Consider the following 12786-nt stretch of genomic DNA (forward strand, 5'->3'; position numbering starts at 1 on the left):
GCTGGAGTTCGCCCGCGCCCAGCGCCCGGCCGGCCGGCCGCTGCGCCGGGAGACGTTCACCGCGCCCGGCGACCGTGTCCTGGTCATCACCTGGTGGGAGACGCCGGACGACGGCAGCGACCACACCGGCGCCTTCCGCCCGCCCGAGCTTCCCGACCCGCCGCCGGAGTTGCTGTCCCGCCCGGTCCACCGCTGGCGCTTCACCTCCCTCGGCACCGACTGAGCCGGTGTCGCCCGAGGCGGCCGCTGCGGCGGCGCCCGGCCGTCGGGGTCAGCCGTCGGCCGGGTGGCCGAGCAGCATCGTCGGGGCGCCTTCGACGCGGGTGAGGAACACCGTCGCCGAGTTCGGCCCCTTGGGCCGCACCCGGCGGCGCAGTTCCTCGGGTTCGACGGGCGAGCCCCGCTTCTTCACCGTCAGCGTGCCGACCTCGCGTTCCCTCAGCAGCGCCTTGAGCCGTTTCAGGTTGAACGGCAGCGTGTCGGTGATCTCGTACGCCCTGGCGAAGGGGGTGGGCCGCAGCGTGTCGGCGGTGAGGTAGGCGATGGTCGGGTCGACGAGCCGGGCGCCGAGGTCTTCGGCGAGTTCGGCCACGAGGTGCGAGCGGATGACGGCGCCGTCCGGCTCGTAGAGGTAGCGCAGGACGGGCCCGGCCGGGGGGGCGGGGTGCCCGCCGCCGGTGATCGTGTCGCCCGCCGGTAGCAGTGTGGCCCGGACCGCGCCGGGCGCCACGCCCGCACCGAACCACAGCACGGCTTCCTTGACCTCGCCGTTCACCGAGATCCACTCGGCCTCGGCGGTCTTCGGCACGGCCTCGTGCGGCACTCCCGGAGCGATCTTGAGGGCGGCGTGCGGCATGCGTGCGGCCAGTTCGACGGCCCAGGACAGCGGCGGCGAGTACGCCTCGGGGTCGAACACCCGGCCGCGTCCGCCGCGCCTCGCGGGGTCGACGAACACCGCGTCGAACTCCTCGGGGCCGACCGGCACCTCGTCCACCTCGGCGCAGCGGACCTCGATCCGGTCGGCCAGCCCCAGCGCCTCGGCGTTGGCGCGCAGCACGGCGCAGGTCAGCGGGGAGCGGTCGACGGCGAGTACCCGCACGCCGGCGCGCGCCAGCGCGAGCGTGTCGCCGCCGATGCCGCAGCACAGGTCCGCGAGCCGGCGTACGCCGAGGGCGACCACGTGCGCGGCCCGGTGGTCGGCGACGACCCGGCGGGTGGACTGCTCGACGCCGTCGGGGGTGAAGTACATGCGCTCGGCGTCCCGGCCGAACTTGGCGGCGGCGCGCTGCCGGAGGCGGGCCTGGCCGAGCGCGGCGGATACCAGCGCGGCGGGGTGGTCGCGGCGCAGCCGGGTGGCGACGGCGAGTTCGTCGGCCGGGTCGTAGTCCCGAAGCTCCGTCAGCAGCCGCTGCCCGGTGGGGGTGAGGAGCGCCAGGAAGGACGCGACCTCGGGGTCGGGCGCCCCCTGGTCGTGGGAACCGGGCGCGTCGGCGTCGGGGGCGTGCGGGATGTCGTCGGGTACGGCCACACGGGCCATTCTCGCCGCTTTCCGGCGGCGTCGCCGACCGGCCTGCCCACCGATCGCGGTGCGCGGTGGAAGCATCCGACACCATGTCGCTAATCACACAAATCAGAAAAGTGGGCCGAACGGGAGGTATCAGCCCTCGGCCCGGTCGACATGTGCGACGGGCGCTGTGCGTCTCCGTCGCCGCGTTCCTGGCGGTCTCCTGCGGCTACGGCGCGGCCCGCGACGACGGCCCGCCCGGCGCGCTCGACGAGCCGCTGTCCGACGCGACGGGCGGCGGCGCCCCCGCGCGCGCCGCCGAACCGCCGGCTCTCGCCCTCGGCGCCCCCCAGCGCGCCCAGACCGAACGTGCGGCTGCGGCCCTCGCCGCCCACGCCGAACGGCTCCGCCAGGCCGAACGCCGCCGCGTGGCCGCCGTACGCAACTGGCGCGTGGAACGCCTCCCGCTGCGGCCCCCGCCGCCGCCCGCGAAGAAGCCGAAGCTGGCCAGCGACTCCGGCCACCTCAGCGGCGAGGGACTGCCGCCCGTCATCACCCGCGTCCCCACCAAGGACCGGGTCGTCTTCCTGACCATCGACGACGGCTACGAGAAGGACCCCGCGCTGCTGCGGATGCTGCGCGACCTCGACATCCCCTACAGCGCCTTCCTCGCGGACTACGTGGCCAACGACAACTACGACTACTTCCGCGAGATGCACCGCGACGGCGTCGCCATCCACAACCACACCCTGACCCACAAGGAGCTGCCCAAGCTCTCCTACGAGGCCCAGCGCAGGGAGATCTGCGGCCAGCAGGAGGTCCTGCGCGAGGAGATCGGCACCACGCCGCACCTGTTCCGCCCGCCCTACGGCGCCTACAACCGCGACACCCTGCGGGCCGCCGCCACCTGCGGCATCACCGCCGTGCCGCTGTGGGCCGAGGAGGCCTGGGCCAAACGCTTCGACTGGGGGCGCGGCGACCGCGTCTTCCACCCCGGCGACATCATCCTCACCCACTTCCGCGGCAAGGCGGAGTGGGGCGGCACGATGCCGGACATGGTCCGCCGCACCCTCAAGACCGTCACCGACCAGGGCTTCGCCCTCGCCAGACTGGAGGACTACATCTGAGCGACCGGGCCGGTGGTCAGCCCGCCGGCCAGCGGCGGTACAGCGAGGTCAGGTCGATCTCCATCGGGAACGGCACCGGCACCACCGCCTTGTCGCGGTGGATGCCGGTCGCCACGTACGCGCCCGTGGTGTCGTCCAGCTCGTAGGTGTGAACGACGGGCTGGTCCCCTTCCCGTTCGACCCGCCAGAAGTGCCGGATGCCGGCCTCCGCGTACTTGAGCGGCTTGGTCTTGCGGTCCCGCTCCCGCGACTCCTCCGAGACGATCTCGACGGCGAGCACGACCTCCTCGGGGAGGTAGGCCGTCCGGGCCGGGTCCGTCGCGGCGTCCGCGACCAGGACGTCCGGCTCGGGGCGCTGCCGGTCGCCGAGCCGGACCGACATGTCCGTCTCCACGGACAAGCTCGGCGGGGCGGCGAGTTCCACGGCGTTGGCCAGGCGCCTCATCACCTGGCTGTGGAACGAGGTCTGCGGCGACCTCATCACGGGGGCTCCGTCGATCAGCTCGAAACGCGGGGCGGACGGCGGCAGGCGGTCCAGGTCGTCCGCCGTCCAGCCGCCCTCCGGCGGATAGAACCACTCCGGCAGTTCCTCGTCCGAAGGTGTCGAGGCGAGGGGTTCGGCGGTCATGGCGGGCCTCCTTGGGGACGCACCGGGGTGTGTCGCCTCCAGAGTAGTCAGCGGGCGCGACGCGCGGGCCGGGATTGGCACTCGGCTTGACCGAGTGCTAACGGCGGCATAGTGTCGGCGTTGGCACTCTCCCCCGGGGAGTGCCAGAACAAACGCGAACGTACCGGCGTGCCCTGCGCGCCGTGACGTGCGCGTGTGCGACAGGAAGGTCCGGCACCCGCGACGACGGATCTACCGGCTCGCCACACCCCAGCCATCAGACCCCGTGAGATCTCCGAAGGGGGAGGTCGGACGTGACGACCGCCAGCTCCAAGGTTGCCATCAAGCCGCTTGAGGACCGCATTGTGGTCCAGCCGCTCGACGCCGAGCAGACCACGGCCTCGGGCCTGGTCATTCCGGACACCGCCAAGGAGAAGCCCCAGGAGGGCACTGTCCTGGCCGTGGGCCCGGGCCGTATCGAGGACGGCAAGCGTGTCGAGCTCGACGTCAAGGTCGGCGACATCGTGCTGTACAGCAAGTACGGCGGCACCGAGGTGAAGTACAACAACGAGGAGTACCTCGTCCTCTCGGCCCGCGACGTTCTCGCGATCATCGAGAAGTAAGTCACCCAGTTTTGCCGAGCCGCGCCCTGCGCCCCAGTCCTTCGCGACAGCCGGGGCCGGGGCGCGGTTCGTTTTGAGAGGACCTGAGAGGACCCAGCACCATGGCGAAGATTCTGAAGTTCGACGAGGACGCCCGCCGCGCCCTGGAGCGCGGTGTCAACAAGCTCGCCGACACGGTCAAGGTGACGATCGGCCCCAAGGGCCGCAACGTCGTCATCGACAAGAAGTTCGGCGCTCCGACCATCACCAACGACGGCGTCACCATCGCCCGTGAGGTAGAGGTCGAGGACCCGTACGAGAACCTTGGCGCCCAGCTCGTCAAGGAGGTCGCGACCAAGACCAACGACATCGCCGGTGACGGCACCACCACCGCCACGGTGCTGGCCCAGGCGCTGGTCCGCGAGGGCCTGCGCAACGTCGCCGCCGGTGCCTCTCCGGCCGCCCTGAAGAAGGGCATCGACGCGGCCGTGGAGGCCGTCTCGAAGGACCTGCTGGAGACCGCCCGCCCGATCGACTCCAAGGAGGACATCGCCGCCGTCGCCGCGCTGTCCGCCCAGGACAAGCAGGTCGGCGAGCTGATCGCCGAGGCCATGGACAAGGTCGGCAAGGACGGCGTCATCAGCGTCGAGGAGTCCCAGACCTTCGGCCTGGAGCTGGACTTCACCGAGGGCATGGCCTTCGACAAGGGCTACCTGTCGCCGTACATGGTCACCGACCAGGAGCGGATGGAGGCCGTCCTCGAGGACCCGTACATCCTCATCCACCAGGGCAAGATCAGCTCCATCCAGGACCTGCTGCCGCTGCTGGAGAAGATCATGCAGGCCGGTGGCTCCAAGCCGCTGCTGATCATCGCCGAGGACGTCGAGGGCGAGGCGCTGTCCACGCTGGTCGTCAACAAGATCCGCGGCACCTTCAACGCGGTCGCCGTCAAGGCCCCCGGCTTCGGTGACCGCCGCAAGGCGATGCTCGGCGACATGGCCACCCTCACCGGCGGCACCGTCGTCGCCGAGGAGGTCGGCCTCAAGCTCGACCAGGTCGGCCTGGACGTGCTCGGCACCGCCCGCCGCGTGACCGTCACCAAGGACGACACGACCGTCGTCGACGGCGCCGGCTCGGCCGCCGACATCGAGGGCCGCGTCGCCCAGATCAAGGGCGAGATCGACGCCACCGACTCCGACTGGGACCGCGAGAAGCTCCAGGAGCGCCTGGCCAAGCTGGCCGGCGGCGTGTGCGTCATCCGTGTCGGCGCGGCCACCGAGGTCGAGCTGAAGGAGAAGAAGCACCGTCTGGAGGACGCCATCTCCGCGACTCGCGCCGCGGTCGAGGAGGGCATCGTCTCCGGCGGTGGCTCCGCGCTCGTCCACGCCGCGAAGGTGCTGGAGGGCGGCCTGGGCAAGACCGGCGACGAGGCCACCGGTGTCGCCGTCGTGCGCCGCGCCGTCGTCGAGCCGCTGCGCTGGATCGCCGAGAACGCCGGCCTGGAGGGCTACGTCATCACCTCCAAGGTGGCCGAGCTCGACAAGGGCCAGGGCTTCAACGCCGCCACCGGCGAGTACGGCGACCTGGTGAAGGCCGGCGTCATCGACCCGGTCAAGGTCACCCGCTCCGCGCTGGAGAACGCCGCGTCCATCGCCTCCCTGCTGCTCACGACCGAGACCCTGGTCGTCGAGAAGCCGGCCGAGGACGACGACGCCGGTCACGGCCACGGTCACGGCCACTCCCACTGAGGTCCCGCTGAGCCGTACGGTCGGGCTCACGCCTCACACCCGAGGGTCCCGCGCACCGGAGGATTTCCGGAGCCGGGGCCCTTCGGCGTTCTCAGGCGGGCGTCCGCCCTGCTATCCGGCGGAGGGCGGGGGTTCCATCGCCCCGAGGTCCCGGAGCAGACCGGCCAGGTCCCAGTTGAACCAGGACTCGCAGACCTTGCCGTCCCGGAAGCGGTCGATGGTCTGGCCGGCGGTCACGACCTCGCGGCCGGTGGGCGCCAAGCCCAGGAGTTCGCCGGTGTGGCGGCCTCGCGCGGTCCACCGGGTGCACACCAGATCGCCCTCCGCCAGCTGGCTCTCGACGGTGAACGTGGGGTGCATCGCCTCGACGAACGGGCGCAGCTCCGCCATGGCCTGGTCCAGCCCGACCGGGTCGGCGCTGTTGGACGGGTCGTGCTCCTGGTAGTCCTCGGTGCACAGCGAGCGGGCGGCGTCCAGGTCCCCGCGGCTCACGGCCTCGAAGACCTGCCTTGCCACGGCCTTGTTCGCCTCCGTCGCCTCGGCGTCCGGGAGGGCGCCGAGCTGCTGGAGCAGGCCCATCATGTCCCAGTTCCACCAGCTCTCCGCGATTCTGCCGCCGACGCAGCGGAAGGTGACGTGCCCGCTGCCCGAGACCTCCCTGCCGGTGGCCGGGAGGCCCTGGAGGTCACCGGTGTGCCGCCCCTGGTAGCTGAGCACCGCGCTCACCGTGTCGTCCTGGGCGGTGATCCGCTCGATGGTGATCCGCGGCCGGATGGCCGAGATGACCTCCTGGTTCTCCCGCATGGCCTGGGTCAGGTCCAGGTCGTAGGACGAGAGCGAGGGGTCGTGCTCCCGGTAGTCCTCGGTGCAGAACCGGGTGGCGGCGGCGGTGTCCCCGCTGTTGACGACCTCGTCGAAGAAGCGGCGTACGAGCCGCAGGTTGAGCTGCTCGTCCCGCACCACGTCGAGGTCGGTGAACGTGGGCTCCTCCTCGCAGAGCGCCACCATCTCCTGGAAGATCCGGTCCGTCTCCGGCAGGTGGGAGTTCTTCATCGCCTCCTCGTAGGAGGGGAATTCGACGATCTCCACGACATGGGTGGCGTCCGAACGGTCCTTGGCCACGATCGAGTGCGTGGCGGTGCGCCGTCCCTCGGTCAGTTCCACCCAGCGGTCCATCAGGCCGCTCAGTTCGTCCGCGTGGGTCGTCCTGCAGTCGATCACTTGTACGAATGTCATGGTGCCCTCCTGGGTACCCCCTCGTCGGGTGAGGCGCCGGGCGGTGCTCGGCTGAGCCGCCGCAAGGGAGCCGGACGAGGGACAACTCCCCGCATTCCCAGGCTAGGGCGGCATCCGGGTATGCGCGCTTTCGGCCGTTCCGCCCTGCCGCTCGCCGGCGCGGCCCGCCTCACTCCGCGAAACGGATCAGGCCGATCTCCCGCAGGGCGTGCAGCAGGTCCCAGTTCCACCAGGCCTCGACGATCCTGCCCTCGCTGAACCGCAGCGTGCTGTGGCCGGAGGCGCGCAGCTCCTTGCCGGTGGGCGGCATGCCCATGAACTCGCCCTCGTGCCGGGCGGTGGAATCCCAGCGGACCATCACCAGGTCGCCGTCGGCGAGCATGTTCTCGACCCGGACCTGCGGGGAGAAGGCCGCGAACTGCCGCCGCATGCTCTCCTTGCTCTCCGCGAGCGTGATCGGGTCGCGGTCGTTGTTCGCGTCGTGCTCCTGGTAGTCGGGTGAACAGATCTCGTCGAGCACGTCCAGCCGGCGCTCGTTGATGCACTCGTCGTACAGTCGCCGCGCGACCCGCGTGTTGAGCTGCTCGTCGCGGACGACGTCGAGGTCGGTGAAGGTGGGCATCTCGTCGCAGAGCGCCACCATCTCCTGGAAGATCCGGTCGGTCTCCGGGAGGTTCGAGTTCCGCATGGCGTCCGCGTAGGACGGGAACTCGACGATCTCGATGACATGGGTGGAGTCGGAACGGTCCTGGGCCACGACCGTGTGGGTCGCGGTGCGCCTGCCCTGAGTCTGCTCGACCCACTCGTCCAGCAGCCGGTTCATCTCCTCGACCTGGCTGGTCCTGCAGTCGATGAGCTGCACGAATGTCATGACGGCCTCCCTGGGCCCTGACGTGTGGGGACAGCCCCAGGCTATGCCCGTTTGGTCCTGTTCATCCCCTTTCTTGAGTATAGGAGCCCGCTGCCCCGGGAGGGCGGCCTCAGTCGCCGTGCTTCGGGCCGTACTTCCGGCCGGAACGGGAGGAGACCCTGCCCATCAGGCCGCGCGGGATCAGCTTGCTCGCGCCCACGAGCGCCTTGTAGCGCGGGTCGGGCACGGAGAGCGACCGGCCGCGCGCCAGGTCCCGCAGCGCGGCGTCCACCAGCTTGTCGGCGTCCAGCCACATCCAGCCCGGCACGTCGTCCACCGACATCCCGGCCCGCTCGTGGAACTCCGTCCGCACGAAGCCCGGGCACAGCGCCATCAACCGCACCCCGGAGCCGGCCAGGTCCTGCGCCGCGCCCTGGGTGAACTGGACCACCCACGCCTTGCTCGCGCCGTACGTGCCGCGCGGCACGAACGCCGCGACGGACGCGACGTTCACGACCCCGCCGCGGCCGCGGTCGCGCATGCCGCCCACCGCAGCCGTGGTCAGCCGCAGCACCGCCTCGCAGTGCACCTTGAGCATGGTCAGCTCGTCGGCGACCGGCACCTCCAGGTAGCGGCCCTTGTGGCCGAAGCCGGCGTTGTTGACGAGTAGGTCGACCGGGTCCGAGCGGTCCCCCAGCCGCTCCTCGACGGCCGTGATGCCGTCCTCGGTGGCCAGGTCGGCCGGCAGTACCGACGCCTCCACGCCGTGCCGGTCGTGGAGTTCGGTGGCCTGCCGGTCCAGCCGTTCCTTGTCGCGGGCGACGAGCACCAGATTGTGGCCGTCGGTGGCCAGCCGCCTGGCGAAGGCCGCCCCGATGCCCGCCGTCGATCCGGTGATGAGTGCGGTAGTCATGCCACGAACGGTATCGCCGGTACGCCGCCCCGGGGCGCGGATCCGCCACCTCGGGCCCGGACGCCGTGACAACCCCACCGGCCCGTACCGCGTCCCACCGGGAGGGCCGGCGCCGACGGCGGCGTCGGGAGGACAGGGAGGCAGGGGAGGCGACGGTGGACCTGACCAGACACCGGGGCGGCCAGGTGTCGGCGCGTCAACGTGCCGCGAGGGAACGGCAGGGCTGGTACCTGCACACGGCGGTCTTCCTCGTCGCGCAGCTGCTGCTGTGGGCCGTCGACGCGAACTGGGCCTACTGGTGGCTGACCGAGGGCGGGGTGCCCGGCGAGCACACCGGGTGGCTCACGACGGCCGGGCGGATCTGGCTGATCGCGTGGGTGATCGACACGCTCGTCTCGTGGTCGTACACGCTGTGGCCGCGCGGAAGGTAGCCGCAGCCGGGTTCCGGCGGCCGGTTCCCCGGCCGCCGGCCGGACGCGTCAGGCGGTGGTGCCGAGGCGTTTGAGGACGGTCTGGCGGGGGGCGTCGGCGAGGGCTTCGCCCGCGTCCAGGACGCGGGGCAGCAGGGCGGGTTCGGTGGTGATCGCGCGGAACAGCAGGCCGACGGTTATCCGGTGGTCGGGGCGGTGCTCGACGGTGATCGTGTCGCCGGCCCGCACCTCGCCCGGTTCGATCACCCGCAGGTAGGGGCCGGGCGCGCCGGCCTCGGTGAACCTGCGGACCCACCCGTCCTCACCCAGCGCTCCGGCGAAGGTCCGGCACGGCTTGCGCACCGAGCAGACCTCCAACAGGAGTTGCCCGCCGATCCGCCAACGCTCACCGATCAGGGCGTCGTTGACGTCCAGGCCGGTGGTGGTGAGGTTCTCGCCGAAGGCGCCGTTCGGCAGCTCGCGGCCCAACTCCCGCTCCCACGTGTCGAGATCCTCGCGTGCGTAGACGTAGACGGCCTGGTCGTCGCCGCCGTGGTGGCGGGGGTCGCCGATGGTGTCGCCGGCCAGGCCGCTCCCCTCGGCGCCGGGCGCGTTCACCGGCACCGGGCCGTCGTGCGGCCGCTTGGTGATGCCGGTGTGACCGGTGGGGGAGCTGGTGTGCTCCGAGGGCTGGGGGCCGCCGATGTTCACGGAGAGAATGCGCATGGCGGCAGCCTAGGAGCCGCGTGCTCAAAGCAGCCAGTGAATTCTTTCCGGCCTGCCCCAAGATGTGCTTATGGTGGGGAGGTGATCGAGGCCCGTCATCTCCGTGTCCTGCGCGCCGTCTCCCAGAGCGGTTCGTTCTCCGCCGCCGCGCGTGAGCTGGGGTGCACCCAGCCCGCGGTGAGTCAGCAGATGCGCGCGCTGGAGCAGTCGGTCGGCACGCCCGTCCTCGTCCGCACGGGCCGCGAGATGCGGCTGACCGAGGCGGGCGAGGCGCTGGCGCGGCACGCCGCCGGCATCCTGGGCGGGCTGGTCGCGGCCGAGGAGGAGGTGGCCGCGATCGCCGGACTGCGGGCCGGGCGGGTTCGACTCGTCTCGTTCCCCAGCGGCAGCTCGACCCTGGTGCCGGCCGCGGTGGCGGCGCTGCGCGCGGGGCACCCCGGGACGCGGGTGTCGCTCGTGGAGGCCGAACCGCCGCGTTCCGTGGACATGTTGCGGGCGGGCGAGGCGGACGTCGCCCTCGCGTTCCGCTACCCGACGGAGGGCGAACGCGCCGGCGGCGACCCGGCCGGCGGCGAGTGGCGGGACCTGGAGGTCCGACCGCTGCTCACCGACCGGCTGGTCGGCCTGGTGCCGCGCGGGCACCGGCTGGCGGAGACCGGGGCGTCCGGCGAGCCGGGCGGTGAGCCGGGTGTCGAGGTCGGCATCAAGGAGCTGGCCGACGAGCCGTGGATCGCCGGCTGCCCGCGCTGCCGGCGGCATCTCGTCGAGGTGTGCGAGGCGGCCGGCTTCACCCCGCGGATCGACTTCGCCACGGACGACTACCCGGCGGTGGTCGGGCTGGTCGGCGCCGGGCTCGGCGTGGCGGTGCTGCCGGGGCTCGCGCTGGAGTCGGTGCGGCCGAAGGGGGCAAGCATCGTGCGCGTGGTGCCGGAGGTCCGGCGGGAGGTGGTCGCCCTGACACTGCCGGACCTGGTGCGGGTGCCGGCGGTGGCGCTGATGCTGCGGCACCTGGCGGAGGCCGCCGCGGCGCCCCGGCCGCGCCCGACCGCCGGGGCCTGAGGCGGGCGCCGGGGCGGGGCCCGGATCGGACGGCGCCCGACGCCGGGGCCCGACGCGGGAGGCCGCCCGCGTGTGCGGGCGGCCTCCGGGCTTCACGACCGTGCGCCGGGCTCGGCGGGGAGCCCGCAGCCGATACGTTTCTTCGGCGTTCTCGGCGTTCTCGGCGTTCTCGGCGTCTTCTCGGCGTGCTGGTCGCTGTGTCCCGACCGGTCCCCGCTTCTCGCCGGTCCTTCGTCGGTCGGGTGGTCCTCCGCGGTCGCGGAGTCCGTGGGCCTGATGGTCGTGGTCGTGGACGTGGTCGTGGTCCGTTGTTCTGGTCTGTTGACGCCTGCGGCTGGCGTGGGGTGTCGGCGTTGCGCCGTTCGGGTGGCGAGGAGCGGTGGCTCGGCGCCCGCAGGGGTCAGTCGCCGGCGGAGCCGGCGTGGGTGGTGCCGCTGCTGACGAGCCGGCCGCGGGCCCTGCCCATCAGCTCCTCGCGCTCGTCCTCGGTCAGTCCGCCCCAGACGCCGTACGGCTCGCGCACGGTGAGGGCGTGGGCCGCGCACTCGGCGCGGACCGGACAGCGCATGCAGACCTCTTTCGCGGATGCCTCGCGCGCGGTGCGGGCCGCACCCCGCTCCCCTTCTGGGTGGAAGAACAGAGAGCTGTCGACGCCGCGGCAGGCGGCGAGCAGCTGCCAGTCCCACAGGTCGGCGTTCGGGCCCGGTAGGCGGGAGAAATCTGCCATTGCTCGTCCTCTCGGAGCGTTGCTTCGGGCTGCTGTGTGGGCCGAAGGCGGCACTGAGCGGCCGATTCGGCGCAGTTCAGGGCGATCAGGACACTCCGACCGTAACAGTCGCAGTGTGAAGGGATGTAAATATGACTCTTTGCGAATCTAGCCACAGAGGCTACAAAGCGGAAGCAAAAGCCACCAAATAGGGCACAGTGGGGCCGCAGGAGTACCGCAGGAGCACAGACGGCGGGCGGCTCTGAGGCGTGTCCGCGCGCTCACGCCGGGTGCTGAACACGGGCGTGGAACCCCGTAACTCTTTTGGGTGACCGTCGTTGAGAGTGCGGAGGCGGTTGGCGGAATCAGCGCTCGGGCACATGTCCGAGGGGGTCAACCGCACAGGTGAAGACTCGTAACAGCCTGGAGGCTCAAGGTGATGCGCATCAGCAGCGGAGGGCGGCCATGACTTCCGTCCTCGTTTGCGACGACTCCCCGCTTGCCCGAGAGGCGCTGCGCCGCGCGGTCGCGACCGTGCCGGGCGTCGAGCGCGTGACAACCGCGGCCAACGGCGAGGAAGTGCTGCGCCGCTGGGGCGCGGACCGTTCGGACCTGGTCCTGATGGATGTCCGGATGCCAGGGCTCGGCGGGGTGGAGACGGTGCGCCGGCTGCTCTCCGCGGACCCGGGCGCCCGCATCATCATGCTGACCGTGGCGGAGGACCTGGACGGCGTGGCGCTGGCCGTCGCCGCCGGCGCCCGGGGGTACCTGCACAAGGACGCCTCCCGCGCCGAGCTGCGCGCCACCGTCACCCAGGCCCTGGCCGACCCGACCTGGCGGCTCGCCCCGAGGCGGCTGCGGTCCGCCGAGATGGGCGCCGCGCCGACGCTCACCGCGCGGGAGATCCAGGTACTGGAAGGCATGAGCCACGGCCGGTCGAACGCCGAGATCGGGCGTGAGCTGTTCCTCTCCGAGGACACGGTGAAGACGCACGCGCGGCGGCTGTTCAAGAAGCTCGGCGCCTCCGACCGCGCCCACGCGGTCGCGCTCGGCTTCCGCTGGGGCCTGGTCCGCTAGGACTGCCCGGAACGCCCGGGGTGGAGGTCCTCCGCCCGTCCGCCGGCCGGGAGCGCGCCCCGGCCGGACCGGAAGCGGGTCGGTCCGGAAGCGGGTCGGTCCGGGGGCCTGCCGGTCCGGGAGCCTGCCGGACCCCGAAGCCGGTCGGTTCGGGGGCCGGCCGTTACGGCAGTCGGCCGATACGGAGGTCCGGGCGAGCGGCCCCGTGAGCAGGCATGGAA

Annotated in this window: 14 protein-coding genes; 7 read left to right on the forward strand and 7 right to left on the reverse strand. The window is 72.1% G+C overall.

Annotated features, from left to right (window positions below):
• Position 1: 1 nt before the first annotated feature.
• Positions 2–223: a hypothetical protein gene (locus GL263_RS11140; protein ID WP_228456412.1), complete on the forward strand. Its 222-nt coding sequence runs from the start codon at positions 2–4 to the stop codon at positions 221–223.
• 48 nt (positions 224–271) lie between these two features.
• Here GL263_RS11140 and GL263_RS11145 read toward each other — a convergent pair whose 3' ends face one another.
• Positions 272–1537 (reverse strand): THUMP-like domain-containing protein, encoded by a 1266-nt coding sequence (locus GL263_RS11145; protein WP_182855469.1) that lies wholly within the window; start codon positions 1535–1537, stop codon positions 272–274.
• Between the two features lie 83 nt (positions 1538–1620).
• On the opposite strand from GL263_RS11145, the gene GL263_RS11150 reads away from it, so the two are divergent.
• Positions 1621–2631 (forward strand): polysaccharide deacetylase family protein, encoded by a 1011-nt coding sequence (locus tag GL263_RS11150; RefSeq protein ID WP_438947947.1) that lies wholly within the window; start codon positions 1621–1623, stop codon positions 2629–2631.
• Positions 2632–2647: 16 nt separating this feature from the next.
• Here the strand turns inward: GL263_RS11150 and GL263_RS11155 are convergent, their stop codons facing one another.
• Positions 2648–3259 (reverse strand): Uma2 family endonuclease, encoded by a 612-nt coding sequence (locus tag GL263_RS11155; RefSeq protein ID WP_182855471.1) that lies wholly within the window; start codon positions 3257–3259, stop codon positions 2648–2650.
• 293 nt (positions 3260–3552) lie between these two features.
• Between GL263_RS11155 and groES the strand changes: the two genes are divergently transcribed.
• Both groES and groL read left to right on the forward strand, forming a co-directional pair.
• Positions 3553–3861 (forward strand): co-chaperone GroES, encoded by a 309-nt coding sequence (gene groES / locus GL263_RS11160; RefSeq protein ID WP_143646984.1) that lies wholly within the window; start codon positions 3553–3555, stop codon positions 3859–3861.
• A 101-nt stretch (positions 3862–3962) separates the two neighbouring features.
• The gene (groL, locus tag GL263_RS11165) at positions 3963–5588 is read left to right on the forward strand and encodes a chaperonin GroEL (RefSeq protein WP_182855472.1); all 1626 of its coding nucleotides are present in this window, start codon (positions 3963–3965) and stop codon (positions 5586–5588) included.
• Between the two features lie 111 nt (positions 5589–5699).
• Here groL and GL263_RS29045 read toward each other — a convergent pair whose 3' ends face one another.
• The 3 genes from GL263_RS29045 to GL263_RS11180 form a co-directional block, all read right to left on the reverse strand.
• Positions 5700–6824 (reverse strand): ester cyclase, encoded by a 1125-nt coding sequence (locus GL263_RS29045; protein WP_182855473.1) that lies wholly within the window; start codon positions 6822–6824, stop codon positions 5700–5702.
• Positions 6825–6993: 169 nt separating this feature from the next.
• Positions 6994–7695, reverse strand: a complete 702-nt coding sequence (locus tag GL263_RS11175; protein WP_182855474.1) for an ester cyclase — start codon at positions 7693–7695, stop codon at positions 6994–6996.
• 109 nt (positions 7696–7804) lie between these two features.
• Positions 7805–8587 carry an SDR family NAD(P)-dependent oxidoreductase gene (locus GL263_RS11180; RefSeq protein WP_182855475.1) on the reverse strand — a complete coding sequence of 261 codons (783 nt, stop codon included), beginning with the start codon at positions 8585–8587 and terminating at the stop codon, positions 7805–7807.
• Positions 8588–8742: 155 nt separating this feature from the next.
• Between GL263_RS11180 and GL263_RS11185 the strand changes: the two genes are divergently transcribed.
• Entirely contained in the window at positions 8743–9018 is a 276-nt protein-coding gene (locus tag GL263_RS11185; RefSeq protein WP_182855476.1) for a hypothetical protein, read from the forward strand.
• Between the two features lie 48 nt (positions 9019–9066).
• Here the strand turns inward: GL263_RS11185 and GL263_RS11190 are convergent, their stop codons facing one another.
• Complete coding sequence (locus tag GL263_RS11190) at positions 9067–9723, reverse strand: MOSC domain-containing protein (RefSeq protein WP_182855477.1); 657 nt, start codon at positions 9721–9723, stop codon at positions 9067–9069.
• Positions 9724–9804: 81 nt separating this feature from the next.
• Here GL263_RS11190 and GL263_RS11195 point away from each other — a divergent pair, with 81 nt between their 5' ends.
• Positions 9805–10782 carry a LysR family transcriptional regulator gene (locus GL263_RS11195; RefSeq protein ID WP_182855478.1) on the forward strand — a complete coding sequence of 326 codons (978 nt, stop codon included), beginning with the start codon at positions 9805–9807 and terminating at the stop codon, positions 10780–10782.
• A 400-nt stretch (positions 10783–11182) separates the two neighbouring features.
• On the opposite strand, the gene GL263_RS11200 is transcribed toward GL263_RS11195, so the two are convergent.
• Positions 11183–11509 carry a WhiB family transcriptional regulator gene (locus GL263_RS11200; protein WP_182855479.1) on the reverse strand — a complete coding sequence of 109 codons (327 nt, stop codon included), beginning with the start codon at positions 11507–11509 and terminating at the stop codon, positions 11183–11185.
• A gap of 444 nt (positions 11510–11953) precedes the next feature.
• Between GL263_RS11200 and GL263_RS11205 the strand changes: the two genes are divergently transcribed.
• Positions 11954–12565, forward strand: coding sequence for a response regulator transcription factor (locus GL263_RS11205; RefSeq protein WP_028426699.1), 612 nt, complete (start codon positions 11954–11956; stop codon positions 12563–12565).
• Positions 12566–12786: the final 221 nt, after the last annotated feature.

This window comes from Streptomyces durbertensis (assembly GCF_014156695.1).
Classification (GTDB): domain Bacteria; phylum Actinomycetota; class Actinomycetes; order Streptomycetales; family Streptomycetaceae; genus Streptomyces; species Streptomyces durbertensis.